At 61.6% G+C, this 22107-nt stretch carries 20 protein-coding genes; 9 read left to right on the plus strand and 11 right to left on the minus strand.

Annotation, left to right across the window (positions count from 1 at the left end; genetic code table 11):
• Positions 1–26 precede the first annotated feature (26 nt).
• Positions 27–1214 carry an MFS transporter gene (locus ACSFC7_RS26380; RefSeq protein ID WP_436348285.1) on the plus strand — a complete coding sequence of 396 codons (1188 nt, stop codon included), beginning with the start codon at positions 27–29 and terminating at the stop codon, positions 1212–1214.
• 14 nt (positions 1215–1228) lie between these two features.
• Here the strand turns inward: ACSFC7_RS26380 and ACSFC7_RS26385 are convergent, their stop codons facing one another.
• The 5 genes from ACSFC7_RS26385 to ACSFC7_RS26405 form a co-directional block, all read right to left on the minus strand.
• Entirely contained in the window at positions 1229–1708 is a 480-nt protein-coding gene (locus ACSFC7_RS26385) for a hypothetical protein (RefSeq protein WP_436348287.1), read from the minus strand.
• Positions 1705–2238: an aromatic-ring-hydroxylating dioxygenase subunit beta gene (locus tag ACSFC7_RS26390; RefSeq protein WP_436348289.1), complete on the minus strand. Its 534-nt coding sequence runs from the start codon at positions 2236–2238 to the stop codon at positions 1705–1707. Before ACSFC7_RS26390 ends, ACSFC7_RS26385 begins: the two co-directional genes overlap by 4 nt.
• The gene (locus ACSFC7_RS26395; RefSeq protein WP_436348291.1) at positions 2239–3594 is read right to left on the minus strand and encodes an aromatic ring-hydroxylating oxygenase subunit alpha; all 1356 of its coding nucleotides are present in this window, start codon (positions 3592–3594) and stop codon (positions 2239–2241) included.
• A gap of 763 nt (positions 3595–4357) precedes the next feature.
• Entirely contained in the window at positions 4358–4546 is a 189-nt protein-coding gene (locus ACSFC7_RS26400) for a Rieske (2Fe-2S) protein (RefSeq protein ID WP_436348730.1), read from the minus strand.
• Positions 4504–4665: an amidohydrolase family protein gene (locus ACSFC7_RS26405; RefSeq protein WP_436348731.1), complete on the minus strand. Its 162-nt coding sequence runs from the start codon at positions 4663–4665 to the stop codon at positions 4504–4506. Before ACSFC7_RS26405 ends, ACSFC7_RS26400 begins: the two co-directional genes overlap by 43 nt.
• Before the next feature lie 177 nt (positions 4666–4842).
• Here ACSFC7_RS26405 and ACSFC7_RS26410 point away from each other — a divergent pair, with 177 nt between their 5' ends.
• The 4 genes from ACSFC7_RS26410 to ACSFC7_RS26425 all read left to right on the plus strand — a co-directional run bounded on the left by ACSFC7_RS26410 (position 4843) and on the right by ACSFC7_RS26425 (position 8152).
• Positions 4843–5403 (plus strand): IclR family transcriptional regulator, encoded by a 561-nt coding sequence (locus ACSFC7_RS26410; protein ID WP_436348292.1) that lies wholly within the window; start codon positions 4843–4845, stop codon positions 5401–5403.
• A gap of 163 nt (positions 5404–5566) precedes the next feature.
• A complete protein-coding gene (locus ACSFC7_RS26415) occupies positions 5567–6346 on the plus strand; it encodes an IclR family transcriptional regulator (protein ID WP_436348294.1) in 780 nt (259 codons plus the stop codon).
• A 297-nt stretch (positions 6347–6643) separates the two neighbouring features.
• Positions 6644–7765 (plus strand): amidohydrolase family protein, encoded by a 1122-nt coding sequence (locus ACSFC7_RS26420; protein WP_436348296.1) that lies wholly within the window; start codon positions 6644–6646, stop codon positions 7763–7765.
• Positions 7766–7774: 9 nt separating this feature from the next.
• Positions 7775–8152: a Rieske (2Fe-2S) protein gene (locus tag ACSFC7_RS26425; protein ID WP_436348298.1), complete on the plus strand. Its 378-nt coding sequence runs from the start codon at positions 7775–7777 to the stop codon at positions 8150–8152.
• Positions 8153–8637: 485 nt separating this feature from the next.
• Here the strand turns inward: ACSFC7_RS26425 and ACSFC7_RS26430 are convergent, their stop codons facing one another.
• Positions 8638–11772 carry an FAD-binding and (Fe-S)-binding domain-containing protein gene (locus ACSFC7_RS26430; RefSeq protein WP_436348299.1) on the minus strand — a complete coding sequence of 1045 codons (3135 nt, stop codon included), beginning with the start codon at positions 11770–11772 and terminating at the stop codon, positions 8638–8640.
• 271 nt (positions 11773–12043) lie between these two features.
• On the opposite strand from ACSFC7_RS26430, the gene ACSFC7_RS26435 reads away from it, so the two are divergent.
• Positions 12044–12448, plus strand: coding sequence for an acyl-CoA thioesterase (locus ACSFC7_RS26435; protein WP_436348301.1), 405 nt, complete (start codon positions 12044–12046; stop codon positions 12446–12448).
• Here ACSFC7_RS26435 and ACSFC7_RS26440 read toward each other — a convergent pair.
• Positions 12445–13908 (minus strand): DUF3179 domain-containing (seleno)protein, encoded by a 1464-nt coding sequence (locus ACSFC7_RS26440; RefSeq protein ID WP_436348302.1) that lies wholly within the window; start codon positions 13906–13908, stop codon positions 12445–12447. The genes ACSFC7_RS26435 and ACSFC7_RS26440 overlap by 4 nt on opposite strands.
• A 255-nt stretch (positions 13909–14163) precedes the next feature.
• Between ACSFC7_RS26440 and ACSFC7_RS26445 the strand changes: the two genes are divergently transcribed.
• Both ACSFC7_RS26445 and ACSFC7_RS26450 read left to right on the plus strand, forming a co-directional pair.
• Positions 14164–14559, plus strand: coding sequence for a universal stress protein (locus ACSFC7_RS26445; protein ID WP_436348732.1), 396 nt, complete (start codon positions 14164–14166; stop codon positions 14557–14559).
• A gap of 282 nt (positions 14560–14841) precedes the next feature.
• Positions 14842–16302 (plus strand): YjiH family protein, encoded by a 1461-nt coding sequence (locus tag ACSFC7_RS26450; protein ID WP_436348303.1) that lies wholly within the window; start codon positions 14842–14844, stop codon positions 16300–16302.
• Positions 16303–16407: 105 nt separating this feature from the next.
• On the opposite strand, the gene ACSFC7_RS26455 is transcribed toward ACSFC7_RS26450, so the two are convergent.
• The 4 genes from ACSFC7_RS26455 to ACSFC7_RS26470 form a co-directional block, all read right to left on the minus strand.
• Positions 16408–16791, minus strand: coding sequence for a Rieske (2Fe-2S) protein (locus ACSFC7_RS26455; protein WP_436348305.1), 384 nt, complete (start codon positions 16789–16791; stop codon positions 16408–16410).
• A complete protein-coding gene (locus tag ACSFC7_RS26460; RefSeq protein ID WP_436348306.1) occupies positions 16788–17906 on the minus strand; it encodes an amidohydrolase family protein in 1119 nt (372 codons plus the stop codon). The genes ACSFC7_RS26455 and ACSFC7_RS26460 overlap by 4 nt, the downstream gene beginning before the upstream one ends.
• A 198-nt stretch (positions 17907–18104) precedes the next feature.
• Positions 18105–18905 carry an IclR family transcriptional regulator gene (locus ACSFC7_RS26465; protein WP_436348308.1) on the minus strand — a complete coding sequence of 267 codons (801 nt, stop codon included), beginning with the start codon at positions 18903–18905 and terminating at the stop codon, positions 18105–18107.
• Between the two features lie 586 nt (positions 18906–19491).
• Positions 19492–20247 (minus strand): maleate cis-trans isomerase family protein, encoded by a 756-nt coding sequence (locus ACSFC7_RS26470; RefSeq protein WP_436348309.1) that lies wholly within the window; start codon positions 20245–20247, stop codon positions 19492–19494.
• Between the two features lie 356 nt (positions 20248–20603).
• On the opposite strand from ACSFC7_RS26470, the gene ACSFC7_RS26475 reads away from it, so the two are divergent.
• Positions 20604–22082, plus strand: a complete 1479-nt coding sequence (locus ACSFC7_RS26475) for an aldehyde dehydrogenase family protein (RefSeq protein ID WP_436348311.1) — start codon at positions 20604–20606, stop codon at positions 22080–22082.
• Positions 22083–22107 lie beyond the last annotated feature (25 nt).

Below are 22107 nucleotides of genomic sequence, written 5' to 3' on the forward strand. Positions count from 1 at the left end.
GTGGCGACTAGGGCACCTACTGACCGATGAACGTCGACTCAAGCTGGGACGGAGGCAATTCGGTCGTTCTCCTCTCGTGTACCCTCGCGTTTTTCGTGACCGCGTTCGGACGGCTCGCGCTGAGCCCCCTCGTTCCACAGATCACCGCCGATTTTGGACTCTCGAACGCGGAAATCGGTATCGCGCTGTCCGGCATGTGGGCCGCGTACTCCCTCACGCAGTACCCCAGCGGGGTGCTTGCGGACCGATACGGGGAGCGCGCGATCGTTCTCACCGCGCTCGGTGGCACCGGTTTGATGAGCCTCGTTGTCGCAGTGGCACCGATATACACCGTTTTCCTCGTCGGTGCCGTCCTCCTCGGCGCGGTCGGCGGCCTCCACTACAGCGCCGCGACCGCGCTGCTGTCCCGTACTTATGAGAATACCGGGATGGCGATCGGCGTCCACAACATCGGGATGCCCGCCGGCGGCCTCATCGCCCCCGTCGCCGCTTCCTGGGTCGGTGTCCGGTACGGCTGGCGTCCAGCCGCAATACTGGTCCTCGCGACCGCCATTCCCGTGCTCGCACTATTCGCGTCGACAGTCCGCTCGCGGACCGTCCCCGTCCGTACCGAGTCGCTTCGCGACGGTTTTACGCCGGAATCACTCGGTGCCCTCCGTTCATCCCCGTCGGTCGCCTTCACCGTCTGTCTCGGTAGCGTCTCCATGTTCGTCGCGATCGGCCTTTTCACCTTCGTGCCGACGTTTCTCGTCGAATACGCGGGCTACCCGACGGCGATCGCAGGCGCGATCTTCGCGGCGTTTTTCGGCCTCCTGATCCTGTTACAGGCCGTCATCGGTTACGTCTCTGACGTCTACGGGCGCGATCGGACGCTGACCGGGTGTTTCGTCGCTTGCTGCGCGGGCCTCCTCCTCCTATTGGTCAGTTCCAACCCTGCTTCGCTCGCCGTTTCGATGGGACTGATCGCGCTGGGGTCGAGCACCGTTCCGGTCATCGACTCGCGACTCGTCGACCAGTCCACCGAAGACGACATCGGTGCGGAGTTCGGACTGCCGCGGGCGATCTACGGCCTTCTCGGCGGCTCCGGGGCGGTCGTCGTCGGAACGCTGGCGGATCTGTTCGACTGGACCGTCTCCTTCGGATTTCTGGCGGGCATCTCGCTGCTCGTCGCTATCGCTATCTGTCTGAACGAGTACTTCTCCCTCGGATACTGAGAATGGGAAACCGATCAGTGGTGGTCTTCGGGGCCGTGTGGCTGCTCGAGGAAGCCGGTAAAGATCGCATGTGTCTGTCTGGCGAGCCCACCGAGTCCCGACGCGTCGATCTGGATCCGCTCGCGTTTCTTGGGCGCATGAATCTGTAGCACGCTCACCTCGGGGGATCGCAGCCGACGGAGACGAACATGAGCGTACTCGTTCATGAGTTCGAACTCGGCGTCGCAGGCGACCTCGTCCGACTCCGTCTCAAGCGACTCCATCTCGTCCCCCTCCGGGAGGTACTGCGAGATGACTGCCCTCTCCTGCCAGGCCAACGACTCCAGCCCGAGCGCATCGACTCGAAGTGTCTCGTCTCCGGATGGGGATTCGATCTCCACTCGCTCCCCCTTGCGCGTTTCGAGCTTTCGGACGGTAGCAGTCCGCCCGGCATTGGACACCTCGAACTCGTCGGCGACGGTAACGTACGGTCCGTACGATTGCTCGCCGGTCATAGGAACATCGAGAGTTTGCTGATCCCCAGTACATTGTGGTCCGGGCGGATTTCTCGATCGGCGATCCCGAATCCGTCCTCGGTCCGTCTGAGCGTGTCCTCGCGTCGGACCGAGAGCAGCGAGTAGTCCGTCGTATCGCCCTGGCTGTAGTAAACGAGGACGTTACTCGTCACCGACACCTCCTCATCAGTCCAGTCCTCGAGGACGACATTGGTCACGTATCTGCGAGCGCGAGCCGGTGGCCGTTCCGCCCACGCGTAGCTCGAGTCGAACCGTTCGACTCGCGCCTTAAGTGAGCCGTAGTCCTCGTTGAAGAAGTATCCCTCCTCGTCGAACTCGGACGGTTCATACTCTTTCATTAGCCGACGGAGCATTCGATATCGAATGTCGTCCTCGATCAGTTCGAACCACTCGTCGAGCTTGCGCTCGTCGAGGAGGTCCGCCTCGCGTTTGAGGAAGTTACAGACGTTTCGCTCTAGAACGAGCGCGCGTAGTTCGTCCGCGTCGATATCGTCGAGCATCCCACTCATTTATATCGACCCCTCGTCACCGACGATCGCTTCGTACCACTGTTCGTGGAACTGGCGCATGCCGCCCTCCTGCAGGTTCTCAGTGTAGGCCGTCCCCGGACCCGGCCACTCACCGTCGACGTCCACGTCGGTCATCCAGTCCATTCCCATCTGGTAGTTCAGCGTGTAGTTCTCCTTCCGGGCGACCTGTGCCTGCGCCGAGTCAGTGATGCCCTCCCAGAGATTGACGTCGTCCTGCTCGAAGTTACCCGACGGACCGAAGCTTGCGGTGTACATCTTGTACATCCGTTCTTTGAACTCCTGTGAGGCCTCCTTCGGAACGAGCGCCCAGCTCCAAATCTCCATCTCGTCGGGTCCAACCGGTCGCCACTTCCGGATCGAGAAGAACGGACAGACGTCCTTGGCACTGTCGTCCGTCGTGTTACCGAAGTGGATAAGCCCGAAGTTGGGAAAGATCGCGCCGACGAACTGCAGCGCTCGTCGACCGATGTCAAACTGTTCGTCCGATAACCCCTCGTCGGTGAGCAGCGACTGGACCTCCTCCGGGTACGTAAGATACACCGGCTCGTCGAGCATTCGCGTGCTTAGAGTGTGGCCATCGACGTAGACGTGGCGGTCGATGCTCTCCCCCGTCCCCGCGCCCCCGACGGTCTCCTCACCACCGAGTTCGAGATCTAGGATCGAGCCGTGTGCCCACGCGGTGTGATAGCTGTCCCCGTTGAAGTTCTCGGCGATGGTCTTCCAATTTGCGTCGACCGTCCACCGGTGGGGCTCGCCCATGACCTCCATGCCGCCGTCGGCCATGTCGAGCTGGATATCGAGGTACCACTTGAAGCCTCCGAGGTGTTCCTCAAGCGAGGGTCCTTCCTCGGAAAGCGAGCCGAAGACGAGCCCCTTGTATGTTTCGAGCCGCGGGACGTGGTACAGCCCGTTCTCGTCCCGATCGAGGTTCTGGAAGCCCGAACGCTTCTGCGGAACGCCGATCAGCTCGCCATCGTTCTTGTACGTCCAGCCGTGGTACGGACACCGGAAATGAGTGGTGTTCCCCTGTTCCGCCCGACAGAGCTGCGCGCCGTGATGTCGACAGGCGTCGAACAGGAGGTTGATCTCTCCGTCCTCGTCCCGGACGAAGATGTATGGATCGTTGCCGATGTACCGCCTCGCGTAGTCTCCGGGTTCGGAGATTTCCGACTCGTGACCGACGAAGATCCACTCTTCACCGAAGATCCGATCCATCTCCAGCTCGTAGACGTCCGAGTCGTTGTAGAACTGGAGTGGGAACTTCCCGTTCTCGAGGTTCTCCTCGACATCGCGTACGATCTGTTCGGTAGTTGAAGATAAAGATGTCTTTGCCATGCAGTAACGTATACGCATTGGTACCATATAATAGTACGGGAACAAAGAGTTCGCTCCGGTTTTGTTACGAAGACGGACTCGTGATCGAACGATCCACTGTCCGACCCGAGGTAATATCGGTCATAGATGGCAGGCTACCGAGACTTCGGCAGGTGCGTTCGCGACGCGGAAGACGCTCTCACGCTAAATCTGGCGACAACGGATCACAGTCCTCTGCCGAGTTGACCGTCTTTTGGGTCACTTGAGTCCCCCTGTGCCCTCTCTGCGGGCCATCGTTCGAACGGTTCGTCTGACGTAGGCGGTCGGTGTCGGCGGTGTCTCGAAGCGTTCGACGGTCGATCTGTGGACTGAACCGATCCCGCAATTCCGATATAAGCGGAAATAACGATCGTGTTTGATATTTTTAAACACTCTAATATAAATATATAGGTGGAAATGATGATGATTGGCTCCGATTACCGACTTTCGACGCTTTGCACGGTTGGTATGGATGAGTTGTGTAGGCTTTATAACCTCTCTGTTCCGGAATGGTCGGAACATCTACTTCTACGGTCGGATAATATACCCTATGCGTTCGACATCCGTGGCCGGTAAGTCAGCGTAGAATCCCAACCCCACTTCGTCACCACCGATCAGATAATATCAAACACCGAACCAACGCTATCAGTTCCCAAACATCTGCTTCCGTGACAGCGGTCGGTAACCGAGACGGTGCCACGAACTTGAGGCCGGCACTGTCGGCCCTCTGAGCATCCAGTCCGTTCTATTTCCGTCCAGCCACGTAGACGATGCCGTCGTCCACAACGACGTCGTAGGTCGGGAGAACGATATCGTCGTCGGCGAGTTGCCCGCCTGACTCGAGGTCGTACGACCAGCCGTGCCATGGACAGGAGATGATCGACTCGTCGTCTACATATTCCTTCTCGACGCGCTCGGTCGGTCGTAGTCCCAGTGGGGGTAGTCGGAGGCGTACATCAGACTGTCTGTTCCAATCATCTCGAAACAATTCTCGAGATAGCTCGGATCAGCCGACACCTCGAGTGGCTCGGTACCGTAGTAAAAGTCAGTGATGTACTCGTCCGGCTTCTTCTCGAGAAGTGGCGCTTCCTCGGGTCGTTTGAGGTACTCCTCGCCGAGTCACGTAATGAGACCGGGGAGGTAGGTGACGCCGGACTCCATGAAGACGATGTCGAGGTCTGGGAACTTCTCCGGGACCCCCTGACAGACGACGGTGAGTACCGCCTCGGAATGAAGTTCTACGAGCTGGGAACGTACACGAAACAGACGCTCGAGATCCTCGATACCATTGAACCGGTCCTCGAGTCGATCGCGGCGGAGACCGGTGAGGTTGCGTGGTTCATCATCGAAGAGCACGGAAGGGTAGTCTACGTTGCGAAAGAAGCGGGCGAACACGCGGTACCGACCGCGACGTCGCTTGGAGAGCGGGGGAACATTCACTGTACTGCTGCCGGAAAAGTCATCCTCGCACACTATCCGGAGCGTCGAATTCGGGACATCCTCGACCGCCACGGACTGGACGAACGGACGAGTAATACGATCACCGATCGGGACGAACTGTTCGATGAGTTGGAGCGAATTCGAGAACAGGGAATCGCGTTCAACGATGAAGAGTCCGTGTCGAGTCTCCGCGCGGTGGCCGCCCCGGTTTTCTACCACGGCGAGGTCGTCGCGGCGATCGCAATCCCCGGTCCGGCGAACCGGCTTTCGGGGGCCTATTTCCGTGAGGAGTTACCGAACGTCTTGCTCAGTGCGACCAACGAACTGGACCTGAAGTTCCGCTATTCCTGATCCGAAATCGACCGGTCCGACCGCTGACCGACGTCTCTCAGGATTCCGAGTTCGATTCCGCTCGCGGCTCGTTTCGGCCGGTTGTAGTCGGATACAGCGCTCGTCTGCACAAATTCCACTGCTACTCCGAAACTACTTCCCGCTGCGCGTGTAGTCCCACTATATGAAAACGGGAGATGGTCCGAATCGGCGGGTCAAAACGACCGACACCCTGTTCGAGATCATCGAGGCGCTGCAGTCGCTGAACGGTGCCACGCTGGCGGAGCTGGCCGACGAACTCGAGTTCGCGAAGAGCACGATGCACAGCCACCTCGCCACGCTGGAGCACAACGAGTACGTGATCCGGAACGGCGACGAGTACGAGCTCGGACTCAAGTTCCTTGAGCACGGCATGTTCGTCAAGAACGAGCGGGAGATCGCCCGGCTGAGCGGGCCGGTCCTCGAGGACCTAGCCGCCGAGACGGACGAAGTGGCGTGGCTGATCGTGGAGGAACACGGAAAGGCCGTCTATCTCGACAAGGCGATGGGCGAGCGGGCGGTCCAGACGCACGCGAGTGTCGGCGGTCGGGCACGGTTACATCACCTCGCGACTGGCAAACTGATCTTGGCTCACCTTCCCGACGAGCGCCTCACGGAGATCATCGATCGCCACGGCCTCCCCGAGCGGACGCCGCACACGATCACCGATCCCGACGAACTGCGGGTCGAACTCGAAGCGATCCGCGAGGAGGGCATCGCGATCAACGACAAGGAGACGGTGACGGGCCTGCGAGCGATCGCCGCCCCCGTGCTCGGCGAGGGCGAGGAGCCGATTCACGGAGCGATCTGCGTCTCCGGGCCCGCCAACCGTCTCACGATCGACCGCTGTCGCGAGGAGATCGAACCGCTGTTGCTCGAGGCGACGAACGAACTCGAGCTGAAGCTGCAGTATCCGCCGAACTGATCGCCGGTCGCTTCTCGCAGCCGCCGGGGATCGCCGCTCGATCACCGCGCAGAGAGCGCTGTTCGCAGTCACCGAACGCCGGCCGGATTTTTTACACCCATATTACTGTAAAAAGACGGCGTGCGGTCGAATCGGGACCGGCGTGAGCGCCCGCTGAGAATTGGTTCCGCGTCAGCCGTTCGGAAATTCCGAACGGAGAGTCTCGCAGATAACTGGCGAAAACCACTATTCCGGCTGTACAGCAACCGGAAGCTTGAATATAGGCAGGTCTGTACAACGAGTCGCATGGAGTCATCAGTGAAACGTCTCGATAGCGACACGGAGGTACCGGCGGAGGCCTTCGACGACGACATCGTGGATCTCGACTTCCACGTCAATCCGCTCGAGGACGAACTCCTCGAGTACGTCGAGGACGAGCGCGCGTACGATAAGCTGACCACGGAGTTCGGCGCGACGCCGGTGATGGGGAAGTGGGACGCCGCGTACGGTATCAAGGAGGGCCAGGAGGGGCTGTTCACGCAGGGCCGCGCGAAGTACGTCGAGGACGTCCGTGAGGCCTGCGAGTCGATCGCAGTCGACGAACCGATCGTCAATCCCGGGATCAACAATCTCAACCTCCAGCACCATCCGGTGCTGAAGAACGCCGTCTGCCAGGCGGCCAACGACTACATGCTCGATCACTTCGCCGACGAGGGCATGTATACCTCGATGATGGTCCCGAAGTGGGACCCCGACTACGCCGTCGCGGAGATCGAGCGCGTGGCCGACGAGAACAACGTCGTCGGTGCCTACTCGTGGTTCGATCCGAAGGTCCCGTGGGGAAACGAGCAGTTTGACCCCGTCTTCGAGGCACTCGTCGAGAACGATCTCCCGCTGTTACTCCACGGTTCGCTGGCCTACTGGCCCCAACACTCCTACATTGGGGATGACATGCTCACATGGACCGAAGTGCTCGGCTTCGACTGGCCGATTCACGCGATGGTCAACGTGGTTAACATGATCATGCGCGGCGTCTTCGACAAGTTCCCGGACCTGGACGTCGTGATTCAGGAGGGTGGCCACTGGTGGGTCCCGTTCCTCCGCTACCGGATGGACGAATTCTACGAGATGCACCCCGAGGACATCCAAATCACGCCCCGGAAGATGGAGTCCGGCGAGACGTACCTCGAGCGAACCCCCAGCGAGTACCTGCGGGACAACATCTACCTCTGTACGCAGCCCTTCGCGCTGCCGCGCAATGCCCGCGAGGCGGAGAACCTCCTCGACCTCTCAATGGCCGAGGACATGTTCGTCTACTCGAGCGACTGGCCACACCAGACGCTCGATCCGCCGACGTGGTTCTACACGTCTCGAGCGTTCGATGACCGGACCAAGGAGCGCATCCTCAGCGGCAACGCACGGGAAATACTCGACATCTGAATCAAGACGATGACCGATACGAACACAGACATCGACGAATTCACGAAGGTAGCGGAGGTCGGCGACATCCCCAAAGGCGAGGGCGAGGGGTACGACGTCGGCGGCATCGAGATCGCCGTCTTCAACACCGGCGACGAGTACTACGCCATCAGTAACCGCTGCTCGCACCAGCGCGCACCGCTGTGTAAGGCCGGCGACGAGAAGATCAACGCGGAAGACACCTGGACGGGCGAACGCGGCGGCCTCAATGCGGAGGCGTGTACGGTCTCCTGTCCGTGGCACCTCTGGGAATGGGACCTCGAGACCGGCGAGCACGAGGCCTCCGGCCAGCGCATCGGGACGTTCGATTGCGTCGTCGACGACGACGATATTTTCGTCCGGATCTGAACCGCCTTCCCGATCGGTCGGTTCGGTCAGCGAATCGCTGTCGATGCAACTTCTGGTTAGTTTCTCACTGTCGGACCGCATAGACATATCGAGTTCGATATGCTGGAGTGTAATTAATGTCTGGCGGGTCATGGACGGCACTCCAGAGAGGTTCCTTACTTCCGAAAATAATCGCATAAAGCATTGGAAACGCGCATATAGTTAGTTTATATCATTTTCCTCCCGATCGGACTCGACCGGTAACAGATATCTCAATAGACATATCATCAGAGATATGATCTTTCGAATCTATAGTAATTTCTGCAATCTCAACTACGGCTCCGTTTTCACGATGACTTGTGGTATTGTGACACAGAACGATAGTATGCCAAACGGGCGCATCCGTTTCCTCACAAGAAACGCAGCTGACACGGTACGGGACTCGAGCCTAGCAGTGGACGAATCGCTTTCGATCGTGGAAGTACCCGAGGGGAGCGGATGAACCGTTACCGCGGAAGCGCGTGGGCCAGCAGTTCGACCGGAGTCGGCGGCTCCTCGCCGTCGAGTTCGCTGCCGGAGAGCGAACTCCCCGACGGGACCGGCTCGAGTCGCTTGTCTCCGAGCTGGGTGCGACAGGACGTTCCCGGCGCCGTGACGACAGTCGCGTCGCTGTCCTCGATCTGGTCGACTAAGATGTCGCTGATCGACTGGCTCAGCGAGTAGTGCTCGGCCTCGTACCCGAAGCTGCCGGCCATGCCACAACAGCCCGAGTCGAGCGGGTCGACGGCGTAGCCCGCGCGGCGGAGAACGCCGACGGCGTGGTGGTCTTTCTTCGTCGCCTTCTGATGGCAGTGGCCGTGATAGGCCACCGACTCGGACGGGGCCGCCCAGTCGACGTTCTCGTCGAGGCGGAACGTATCGAGGTACTCGCAGACGCCGTAAGCGTTCGCCGCGACGGACTCGACACCCGTCCCGCCAAGCAGATCGAGCGCGTCGGACTGGAACATCACCGCATCCGAGGGCTCCGCGAGGACGATGTCCCAGCCCTCGTCGACGCGGGGCGCGAGTTCGGCGACGTTCGCCCGCATCGTCTCGCGGGCCTGATCGACGAACCCCTTCGAGAGCGCCGGTCGGCCGCTGTCGGTCCGCTTCGCAAGGTCGACGTGGACGCCGGCGGCCTCAAGGACCCGCACCGTCGCCTTGCCGACCGCGGGGTGGCTGTAGTTGGTGTAGGTGTCGACGAAGAAGACCGCCTTCCGCTCGGCCTCGGACTCGGGAACGCGGGAGCCGTCGCGGGCTACTCGCGACTCCGCCGCTCGCTCTCTCGAGGCGGCGGTGCCACCTCGCTTCTCGAACCAGTCCTGCACGGTCTCGCGGTGGAATTCGGGAAGCGATCGCTCGCGGGCGATGCCGACAGTCTTCTCGGCGATCGTCCCGGCTCCCGGGAGCGACTGCGCGAGGTTCGAGAGCGGTGCCAGCGCACTGCCCAGCGGTGCGAGTCGATCGAAGTTGGCGAAGAGTTTGTCGCGGAGGCTGGCGCCGTGCTCCTGATGACGGGCGTGCATGACCTCCGTCTTGAGCTTCGCCATGTCGACCTCGCTCGGGCAGTCACGCGCACAGCCCTTACAGCCGATACAGAGGTCCAGTACCTCTTCGGCGAACTCGTCGTCGGTGGGATCGTCGGGCAGGTCGCCGCTCATCGCGTTCCGGAGGAGGTTCGCGCGGCCGCGCGTGCTGGTGATCTCCTCGTCCGCGGCGCGGTAGGTCGGACACATCACGCCGCCGGTGGTCTCCTGGTCGCCGCGACAGCCGCCACAGCCGTGACAGAGTTCGACCATCCCCTGCATCCCGTTCTCGTTGTCCCAGTTGAGGGCGGAATCGAAACCGGCGTCGTGGTCGTAGCGTTCGTCGTACCGGAGGTTCTCGGTCATGTCGTGGTCGCCGCAGACGTTCCCCGGATTGAGCAGCCAGTCCGGATCGAACGCCGTCTTCAGCTCGCGGAAGGTCCGCCAGAGGTCCTCGCCGTAGAGCTTGCGGTTCCACTGGGTTCGGGCGCGGCCGTCGCCGTGTTCGCCCGAGACGCTCCCGCCGAACTCGACGACCATGTCGGTCACCCTATCGGCGATGGTGATCATACCCTCGCGGTCCCGAGCGGCCTTCGTGTTCACCAGTGGGCGAACGTGAAGCACTCCTGGACCGGCGTGGGCGTAGAACGCCGCGTCGACGTCCCGGTCCAGTTCGACGAGCAGCGACTGGAAGCGCTCGACGAACTCGGGGAGGTGTTCCGGGGGAATCGCACAGTCCTCGATGAAGGAGATGTGCTTCTCGTTGGACGTTCGCGAGAGGAGGATCGGCAGCCCCGCCTTGCGGAGCTTCCAGAACTTCTCGCGCTCGGCGTCGGCGTGGGCCTCGAGGCCCTCGAAGGCGTAGATCTCGTCGGTTTTCGGCCGATCGTCGGGCGGCACAGCCTCGGTGTCGCTTTCAGGCACGCGGTCGACGAGGAGACCGCCGGTCTGTGCTCGCCCATGGTCGGCGCCCTCGGCGTAAAACTCGACGAGCAGGGCGGCTTGCGCACCGTCGGGGACGAGTGCCGCGATGTCCTCGAACTCGGCCGTCTCTCGTGCCAGTCCGATCAGCACGTCGTCGACGAGTTCGACCGCCGCGGGATCGTGCTCGAGGACGTACTGGACGTCGGTGACGGCCTCGAGGACGCTCTCGTAGAACAGCAGCGAGACCGCCTTTGTCTCCGGAACCGGCTCGAGGGACACCTCAGCTTCGGTGACGACGGCGAGCGTTCCCTCGCTGCCGGCCAGTAGCCGCGCGAGGTTGACCGTTCCCGTCTCGGCCTCCTCGACGAGCATGTCGAGGTTGTAGCCGGAGACGTTGCGTTTCAGGCTCGGGAAGCGGTCGCGGATCTCGTCAGCTTCGTCGTCGAGGATGCGGACGACTTCGGCAGAGACGCGCTCGAGGAGACTCCCGTCGGGGTCGGCCCGCTCGCGCAGGTCGTCGACGCCGATCTCGCCGAGCGTGGCGACTGTCCCGTCGGCTAGGACGACCTCGCACTCCTCGACGTACGCGTCGGTTTTCCCGTAGACGAGCGAGTGGGCACCCGTCGAGTTGTTGCCGATCGCGCCGCCGATGACGCTGCGGTTGCCGGCGGCCGGATCGGGCGCGAACTTCAGCCCGTGGGGGGCGAGCGCGTCGTTGAGTTCCTCGAGGACGACCCCCGACTGGACGCGCGCCCGCTGGTCGTCGGGTGTGACCGACACGACGTCGTCCATATAGCGGGTGAAATCGAGGACGATGGCTTCGTTGACCGCCTGTCCCGCGAGGCTCGTCCCGCCGCCGCGGGGGAGGACGGGGAGCTCCCGGTCGGCACAGTAGGAGACGACGCTCGCGACATCCGCGGTCGACGTCGGAAAGACGACGCCGATAGGCGTCTCCCGATACGCGCTCGCGTCGGTCGCGTACAGTTGTCGGGTGTACGTGTCGAACCGTACGTCGCCGTCGATCCGCTCGCGAAGGTCGGCGACCAGTTCCGGCCGTTCGACCTCGTCCGAGACGTAATCGTAGCCCGCTCGCTCGTCGGCCGTCGGTTTGTCGTCGGCGCCCTCGAGAGCGGAATTCGAACTCGCAGTCATCGCTCGATCAGGCGACCTCGATCGGATCCGTCGGTACACGTCCGCGCTCCTATCTGAACGTTTCCACTACGCATTTCGCTGATCATCTCGTCTCTTGATTTCGGGTCGATCGTCATAAACGTACTCCAAATGAGCGGTAACGGAGCGGATCAGGCCACGCTGTAATATAATCTCGGGAATTATCATTGCATACCACGCAAAAGCCGAGAGAGGCGTCAGCCTATTCAACAGTATCTTTATATCGATCCCACCATACGTTCAGTGTATATCGATGAGCTTTACGCGTACCTGGACCGTTCGGTTTTCGGATACGGACCCGTTCGGAATCGCACACTACCCGCGGATGATCGATGCGATCCACGAGACATCGGACATGTTCATGGAGGAGATCGGGTGGCCGTACTGGGAACTCACCGATCGACACGGTGTCGGCCTCCCTCTCGTGTCGATGGACTTCGACTTCCAGGGCCAGGTCGGCGGCGGTGACGAGGTAGAAATCGAACTGGATCCGACCGTCGGCGAGTCGAGCGTCCAGTTCGACTATCGAGCGACCCACGACGGCGACGTCGTCTTCAGTGGGACGGAGTTCCGCGTCTGCGTCCCGGTCGACGGCGACGGCGGGATCCCGGTACCCGACGACTTGCGCGCTGCACTCGAAGGGGACGGAGACGCCTAGTTCGGCCCGACCTCGACGGTCTCGTACTGCGACCGGAACGCGAAGAAGAGGCCGTGACGGCCGGAGACACGAGGCAGTTCTCGATCGTCGCTCTCGCTCTCGAGTGCGCGGTGGGTAATCCGCCAATGCTCGCCGTCGTCGTCGACGAGCGTGTCGCCGTCGCGGTCGATCGGTGTCGGCGGCGCCTCGTAGACGGCGACGTCGTTCGTGGCGTCCCGAAGGACGACCACCGTTCGGGCGTCGATTTCGTCGGTCTCGACGGTGTCTTCGTCGATCTCCTGGATCGGATAGACGTGGACGGTCGTTCCGTCGTCGGCCGTCACGCCGTAGACGTCGGTCTTCTCCGATAGCGCCCCGTCAGCGGTCTCTACGCCCGGCTGGATCGCGCGCTCGTCGTTCCAGTAGTGCCGGAAGAAGCCGATGTTGTCCTCGTAGAAGCGATAGTCGAAGTCGTAGCCGGTGTCGATATCGAGCGCCAGCGTCTCGGGGTGGGCCTCGCGCCACTCGGCCCACGTCGTCTGCGTGACGGGTCGGACGTCGAGGCGCAGTTCGGAGTCGGCCTCGAGGTACTTCCCCGCGATCGACACGCCGCGGTGCTGGCTCCAGAGGCTCTCGGTCTCCTCGTCAAACATGATCTTGTTCCCCTCGAGCAACATTCCCGAGTTGTTGAACGTTAACGTCCGATCGCCGACGCGACGGTCGTAGACGATCGGGGCGTTACAGAGCGTACAGTAGGTGAGCGTGAGCGGCGTTCCCTCGACCGTCAGGTTCGCGAGTTCGTGCGGGAACAACACCCACCGCGGGATCGCGTACGCGGTGTCGTCGACGGTGAACCCGAAGACGGTGGCATCCGGCTCGAGGTACCGCTCGTACTCGCCGTCGTCACGGTCCGCGTCGGTCGTCGCGTCGTCGCGTTCCGCATCCGTCGATACGGCGTCGCCGGGAACGAAATCGGGTTCGTTACACGCCGCGAGAAACGACGGATCGCAGTTCCCCCAGCGGACGTCCCGAAGGTCGAACGTCCGCGATTCAACGTCGAGCAGTCGACCCACCGGCGGGAGATACGACCGGTAGAGTTGCAGTTTCCACTCGTCGAACCCCGCGAGCGGTTCGATCGCCTGCTGTGAGTACCAGCTCTCCCACTCGACCCAGGCGTACTTGGAATCGTAATCGGGTTCGGTGACGGCCTGCAATGCGTCGCGGACGCCCGGCCAGCGAGCCTCCGGGAGTTCGAGGTACCGCGGCGGACTGTGGTCCCGCAGCACCTCCGGGAAGCCGAACTGAGACCAGTTGCCCCCGATCTCGTCGATCATCAGGACCTCGATCAGGTGTGGGACGACGCGGCTATCGCCTTTGGTCGCGATCGCTTCGAGTGCCTCCCTGTGGGTCTCCGCGTCTCGGATCAAGAGGTCGTCGACGAGTTCCTCGAGTGCTGTTGTCTGCGCTTCAGCAGTTGTCATACCTACTCGTGGGTCGGTATCCCACAAAAAACTACGTCCGAGTCGCGGACTCGAGGCCGGTATTGCGTACTACTGATCATCGCACCTCGGCCCTCAGTATTCGGGATATCGTTCGATTCTGCCCACTGCTGTCGTCACAACCCACAGCAAAAAGGCATATACCGATGGGAATTAATGGTTAACTATACGAAACGGTGTCGGGAAGCGATTGAGTCGACCGATCCACGAACCACCGTATACGACACTACCATGACAATGAAAACGATCCTACTTAGCATCGATACGGACGTCGAACGGGCGAAAGAACAGGTCGAATCGCTAACTTCGTTGCCCTTAGAGGCAGACCAGACGCGGGTCGTCGTCTATCACGTCTTTCGGGGGGACGACGACGGGGCGAACGCCGCGAATCTCAAGTCGGTCACGGCGGCCGTCGAACGGCTCGAGGAGGCGGGATTCACCGTCGAAATCGCACAGTCCAGCGGCGACGCCTCGCGAGCGATTCTGGAAAAAGCTGCGGCAATCGACGCCGACGTCATCAGCCTCGCCAGGCGAAAACGGTCGCCGACCGGAAAGGCGCTCTTCGGGAGCGTCACGCAGGACATCGCCCTGAAGTCAGACTGTCCGGTGTTGCTCAGCACGGCGAACAACTGATGTTCTCTCCGGCGTTTCGGCGGCTTCGACGATACCCCTCGAGGAGAACTGCGTGAGCGCAGCCGCCCGATACTGATTTTCCGAGACGGCTTCGTACTACTGGTCTCTGCTAACTCGATCGCGTCTCTGTGGCTCGCGTTCCACTACCGCCATTTTTCCACCCACCCCAGTATTAATACACCGTCCCCGTCGGAAACCGTAGGTATATTATGATTGTTACAGTAATATGTCTGGGAACATATGATCGGTGTTTTTATGACCCATGGCACAATCTGGCGAACTATGTTCGGTAGTCAGAGCTGGGAAGATGACGAAGACATATCTGGTGAGTCAGTATCCCCCGAGGAGAAATCGATCGACGACGTCGATTTCATCGATAGAGGGTGGAAGCCCACGCTCAAGTTCATCGTCGCGTTTCTGACCGGTGGGTTCGTCTTCCTCTTCCCGGTTCAATGGGAGGGCCAGACGACGATTCCGCTCGATGTCATGATGACGCTCATTCAAGATGCGTCGATGCTCGCCGTCGAACTGTTCGCGCTCGCGCTCATTGCCGCGGGCGGAATTCTGACGACGGTTTCGGAACTCCATTACCGCGAAACGATTACCGTCAGCGAGCGGATGGAGACGCTGCTCCAATTGGACTACTGGCGGACGTCAAAGCTGTTCTGGGCGCTTCGAGTGATCGCTGTCTTCCTCGCAGTGGCGATCCTCCTCGGCGACGGCCCCGACTGGGTATTCACCGAGCCGGTCGTCGCGACCGCCTGGGGGGCGCTCGTGATCACGATCGCACTCGTGATTCCGCTGGGCGCGATCTTCGTGAACCTGCTCGCTGAACTCGGTGGGCTCCAGTTCATCGGCACGCTCGCCCAGCCGATCATGCGCCCGCTATTCAACCTCCCCGGTCGGTCGGCCCTCGACAGTGCGGCGTCGTGGCTCGGCTCCTTTAGTATCGGGTACTACCTCACTCGGAACGTCTTCGATCGGGGCGGGTACAACAAACGCGAGGTGTTCGCGATCTGTACCTGTTTCGCGACCGCGAACCTGGGAACGGTCGGGGCAGTCACCGCCGTCCTCGACCTCCTGCACCTCTTTCCGATCATCATCCTGCTGTACGTCATCACGACCCTCATCGTCGCGGCGATTCTCGTCCGCATCCCGCCTCTCTCGACGATACCGGAAGAGTACATCGCATCGCCGGATCCGGAACCGCAGTTCACCGGGACCGTCGGCGAATACGTCCGATTCGCGTTCAACGAAGGCGTCCGGACTGCAAAAGAAGGCGACTCGATCCCGCGCGCGTCGCTCGTTGGCTTTATCGACGGCGCGAAACTGGCCGGGATGATCGTCGGCACCGTCCTGACGATCGCGATGGCCGTTCTCCTGATCGAACAGAACACGGCGTTCTTCGAGTACGTCGCTGCCCCGTTCGTCCCGCTCATGACGATTCTCGGCATTCCGGATCCACAGACGGCCGCGATCGGGATTATTCTCGGCGGCGCGGAGTACTTCATCGGCGCGACGTTCGCCGTCGAAGCAGACGTCATTACGCAGGTGTTCGTCGTCGTCGTCACGAGCGGGCAGGCGATCTTCTTCGCCGCGTCGGCCCCGATGATGGTCGACATGTTCGACGACATCCCGATGCGGTTCCGCGATCTGTTCGTCCTGTTGGTCCTCCGAACCGCGCTCCTCATCCCCGTCTCCGCAGTCCTGGTCCACGCCGCTGCGTACGCGGGACTCCTCTGAGGCTGCGGTCCCGAGTCGCTCGTCGCTCACCCCACTCGAGTACCCAAACCCTCGCGTCGGTGTCCGAACGACCGAAAACAGCGCTGTCGATCAGCCGCTCGAGGTTCAGGACCGCTGTCCGTCCACGTAGACGATGCCGCCCTCGACGACGACGTCATACGTCGGGAGGACGATGTCGTCGTCGGCCAGTTGCTCGCCCGACTCAAGGTCGTACGACCAGCCGTGCCACGGACAGGAGATGATCGGCTCGTCGTCGGCGTAGTCCTTCTCGACGCGTTTCCCGGGTTCGACGAACTCGCCGACAAGTTTCTTGCCGACTGCACCCTCGGCGACCGGGCCACAGTCGTGGAGACATCGGTTCCGGACCGCGTAGTACTCGCCGTCGACTCGGAGTACGCCGACCTGAACGCCGTCGATCTCGACGAGTTCGCGATCGCCGTCTGCGAACTCGGCGTCGGCTTTCACCTCGACCAACTCCGCGGTACTCACAGGCCGAACACCTCCTTCGCGTTCTCCGAGAGGATCTGTTTCTTCTCGTCTTCCGAGAGGAAGGGGAGATCGGTGACCGTCGTCGGCCGGTCGTAATCCCAGTGAGGGTAGTCCGAGGCGTACATCAGACTGTCCGTCCCGATCATCTCGAAGCAGTCCTCGAGGTAGCTCGGTTCGGCCGACACCTCCAGCGGCTGGGTGCCGTAGTAGAAGTCGGAAATATACTCGCCGGGTTTCTTCTCGAGCAGTGGGGCCTCCTCGGGTCGCTTGAGGTACTCTTCGTCGAGACGCGTCATCAGGCCAGGGAGGTAGGTGACCCCCGACTCCATGAAGACGATATCCAGGTCGGGGAACTTCTCGGGAACGCCCTGACAGACGAGGCTGACGATCTGGGACATGTTCGACTCGAGGAAGCCCAGCGTGTGCGTCTCGATCATCTCCTGGTAGCCCGCGCGGACGTACTCGTCGAGGCCGGCGCCGCCGGTGTGGAAGACCGCCGGGAGTCCCAGCTCCTCGCAGCGCTCGTAGAGCGGATCGTACTTGCGGTTGCCCAGCGGCGGCGTCGCGCCGGCGGTGACGAAACAGACGCCGGCGTACGCGTCTTCGTCCTCGATGCGATCGAGGATCTCGAGCGAGGCCTCGAGGTCACCGTAGGGAACTGGGGCGAGTCCATGGACGCCGTCGTCGGGGTCGAGGACTTCCTCGAGCATGTACTCGACATACGCCTTCGCGAAGGCGCTCTGACGGTCGTCGTCGGCGGTCGTCCCCGCGCCGGCGAGGATGAGATGCGAGATCAGCAGCGTCTCGTCGACGCCGATCGACTCCATCCCCTCTCGAATGCGCTCCGGTGTCTCGGGCGCGTCGGGGTACGAGGAGTGTTCGCGGGTGACCTTCCCGTGGGCCTGGCGGTCGCCGGTCGAGAAGGGGAAAAAGGAACTCAGGTTCTGCTTGGCCCCTTTCTCGTCGAAGTTGCTGCCCTCGAACTTCGTCTTCCAGGGCTCTTCCATGTACTCGGCGACGTCGTGGAACGACTCCATGTAGTGGCAGTCGCCGTCGATGACGTAGTACTGATCTAACGTCTCCTGTCTCGGCTGGCGCTCGTCTGATTCCAGCATGAACGTACCACACACGGCGATTCATATACCGCTGCTCGTCGGGGCACCGCTCGCTGCTTCCAGAATCTAATTATAGGCGCTTGGGGGCCTTTCGCGTTCGATTTGTGGATATCAAACCGAGACGATCGAGAATCGAGCGCGCTCCCGCGAACGTGCTTCTGTCTCGAGTCGCGACGAGTCGCCTCGAGGACTATCGAACTAGAACTGATCCGTCTCTGAGAGCGCCGAGTGAACGTTGACTTCGATGGCGTTGGCGGCTCGCATGACCGCCTCCGGGAGCCGGTCGCGGAATCTGTCGCCGTTCCAGGCGCTCGCCGATCCGGAGACGCTGACCGCCCCGAGTACGCGGTCGCCCCCGTAGTAGATCGGTGCGCCGACCGCGCGGATACCCTGCATCTGTTCCTGATCGTTCAGTGCGAACCCGCGCTCTCGGACGGTCTCGAGTTCGTCGACGAGTTCGGTTTCGTCGGTGATCGTCGAAGGCGTATAGGAGACGAGGCCGTGTTCCTCGATGATCTGTGCGACCCGATAGTCGGGGAGCTGTGCGAGAATCGCTTTTCCCGCGGCGGTGCAGTGTAAATAAGTCTGCGGCCGCTCTCGTTTCTGTGGATGGAAGTCCATCCCAATCGCGTTTTCGCCGAAGACCTCGTGTAACACGAGCAGTTGTCCTTCGTACTCCGTCATCAGGTGTGCGCAGGCGTCGATGTCGTGTGCCAGGCGATGGACCTCCTCCATGGCCGCTCGATAGAGGTCGTTCCGGAGTCGGACGTGTTCGCCGTAGGGGAGCAGTTCCAACCCGAGACGATACTCCCCGTCAGTTTTCTCGACGAACCCGCGCGACTCGAGCGTCGCGAGATAGGTGTGAGCCGTCCCCGGCGTCACGCCGATGGCGTCTGACACCTCCGAAACCGTGGTTCGTCCGGTTTCGCGGACGCACTCGAGGATGTCACAGACTCTGTCGGCGGACTGAATCCGTCGCGGTTCGTCGTCCGAACTCATACCTCTCCGTACTCGCGCCGGTCGCAATATGCTTTTGGACATATCAAATACCCCTGCCAGTACTCTCCCTCCGAACGCCGACCGGCGCGTATCCGGACTCGGTCGGGAACTGCTCTCGAATCGGTTCCGTATCCCCGTCGGGACGGCGAGATCTGAAATGTCGATTCCAGCAGCCATTAGACCGTCTACCGGCCGTCAAGTCGGCCAGCAGTGGCCTACTACTTACATTCGTATGGCTGTAAATAGTGGACGTATGCGGAACTGATACCGATTATCCGTTAGATACTGAGCCCTTTATCCAGTAACCATTACAATCTTTCGTTTAATATTCTAATTAGTGGGTAGTGTAATTCAAAACCTGCCACTATCAGGTGTTGTAATGGAAATTGACTGTTATACGAGTCATTGTATACTACTCCGAAAACAGACCGCAGGCAACGCCGCGACCGGTGTCGTGAAACCGCGTTCGCAAGAGCCAGTACGCGATTACTCGACGAGCAAGGGGCGGTTACGGTGCCGGAATCGGGTCGAAAGGTTCTGCGGTTCCGGCGGAAGACGCGGTATCGATTCGACGTGGCTCAGTTTCTTAGTTGAGGCCGCCGGCGAGGAGCCGTCCCGCTCCGGGGACCCGCGTGCTGAGCCCGAGATGGTCGAGGACTTCGTAAGTCGTCGCGGTCGCCGCCGAGAACACCGGCAGACCGAACCTGTCCTCCGCAGCCTGTATCGAAACCAGCGACGGCATCTGGACGCACGACGAGAGGACCAGCGCGTCGGCGCTGTCGGTGTCGAGGTCGTCGGCGATGTCGATCAGATTCCGCTGATCGAGGCGAGCTACCTCGAGGTTGTCCGGACACTCGAGGGTCTCGTAATCGACGACGTCGACGCCGGCGCTCTCGAAGTAGTCGATCACGGTCCGGGTGAGGTCTTCCATATACGGAGCGATCAACGTGACGTTCTCGGCCTCGAGACGCTCGAGCGAGCGGACGAGCGCACCGGCACTCGTCACGACGGGCGCGTCGGCGTCGTTCTCGACGGTCCGTCGGTGGAGCGTGGACTCGCTTTCCTCGTGGTAGCCCGGCCCTTGGGCCATGATGCCGATGAGACACGCGTACGCGAGGACGTCACACCGCGCGTCCGACAGCAAGGTCGCGCAGTGTTCGGATTGCTCGTCCATGCGCTCGAGTTCCTCCTGCGTGACGCTTTGCATCCGCATTCGACTCGAGTGGAAGGTGAAGTCCTCGCCGAGGTGATCCGGACGCGAGTGTAACATCGCCGGGATCTCCGTCTCCATGGTGACGTTCGAACTCGGTACGATCAGTCCGATGCGAAAGCTATCGCTCATGGTTCGGGCGAGTATACGCACTCGAGCGTATAGAGGGTTCGGTCGTCGGTGATCGCCAATACGGTATTACTGAGAGTACGGCGTCCCGGGTCTGGGCGCGACCGCTCGAAAGCACGCTTGCAGAAGGGACGCGATGCAACCCGATCCGACTGTTGCGAACTCGTTCGCTGTGAGGAAACGGTTGCGTGCGTGTGTACGTCTCGCAGTCACCTTCGTTCGTCCGACGGGAAACCGAACCGATACCGCTCAGCCATCGTGACGAGGCTCCGTAAAAACGCGGTCACACTGTTCAGCCGTCGGCGACCGAGAATAGTGGGGCAGAGTTATAATAGTACGCCCAGAATACTCGAAGTGGTATGTCTGAGCGTAACACGCCAGAGCTAGCACCGGACGCGGAGTGGGGACTGTACGTCGGCGGCGAGTGGACGTCGCCGTCGGACGCGGGGACGCTCGAGGTCGTCGATCCGGCGACGCAGGAAGCGTTCACCGAAGTTCCGTCGGTCGGGACGGAGGTGGTCGACGAAGCGTACGAAACCGCAGCGCAGGCACAGACCGAGTGGGCGAAGGTCCCACCACAGGAACGGGCCGACATCGTCGCCCAGTCGATTTCCCTGATTCACGACCACCACGACGAACTCGTCGACCTGATCGTTCGGGAGGTCGGCGGAACGCATCTGAAAGCCGAGACGGAACTGCACATCGCCGAGGGGATCATGAACGTCGCAGCGAGTTTCCCGTTCCGAGACGGCGGCAGCCACGAGAAGTCGATCATCCCGGGCAAGGAGAACATCGTCGAACGCGACCCCGTCGGCGTCGTCGGCGTCATCACACCGTGGAACTTCCCGTTCAACCTCTCGATGCGCGCGGTCGCGCCGGCGATCGCACTCGGTAACAGCGTCGTCCTGAAACCGGCTCCCGACACGCCGATCACGGGCGGACTCGCGCTCGCGGCCATCTTCGAGGAAGCCGGCCTCCCACCGGGCGTGCTCAACGTTGTCGCCGGCGACGACGAGGAGATCGGCGATCACTTCTCCGGTCACCCGGTGCCCGAAGTGATGTCCTTTACCGGCTCGACGGAGATCGGCAAACGCGTCGCCAAGCGCGCGGCCGAACAGTTGACCGAACCCGCACTGGAACTCGGCGGAAACAACGTCCACATCGTCACCGACGACGCGGACGTCGAGTACGCCGCCGACGCCGCCGCGTTCGGCAGCTTTGTCCACTCGGGGCAGGTCTGCATTTCGATCAACCGCCACCTCGTCCACGAGGACGTCTACGACGAGTACGTCGAGGTGATGACCGAGCGCGCCGAGAGCCTTCCGACGGGTGATCCGAAAGAAGAGGAAACTATCGTCGGCCCCGTGATCAACGAGTCCCAGCGGGACAAGATCGTCTCCTTCATCGAGGAGACCGTCGACGCCGGCGCGACCCTCGAAACCGGCGGCGATCACGACGGGCTGGTTGTCGAGCCGACAATCCTCTCGGACGTCACGAACGAGATGGCGGCCGCGTGTAACGAGCACTTCGGTCCGGTCGCGCCGGTGATTCCGTTCTCGAGCGACGAGGAGGCGATCGAGATCGCGAACGATACCCGGATGGGGCTGTCCGGATCGGTCCACTCGGATGACCTCGGACGCGCGCGACGGATCGCCGACGAGATCGAGACGGGCATGATCCACATCAACGATCAGCCGATCAACGACGAGCCACACATCCCCTTCGGCGGGGTCAAAGAATCCGGAATGGGCCGGTACAACGCCGACGCGATCCTTCGGAAGTTCACCCGAACGAAGTGGACGTCGGTCATGCACGAACAGCGCGAATACCCGTTTTGAACCGCTGATTCCCGCCGATTCGGTC

Origin of the sequence: Natronorubrum halobium, assembly GCF_051351675.1 — an archaeon.
GTDB lineage: Archaea > Halobacteriota > Halobacteria > Halobacteriales > Natrialbaceae > Natronorubrum.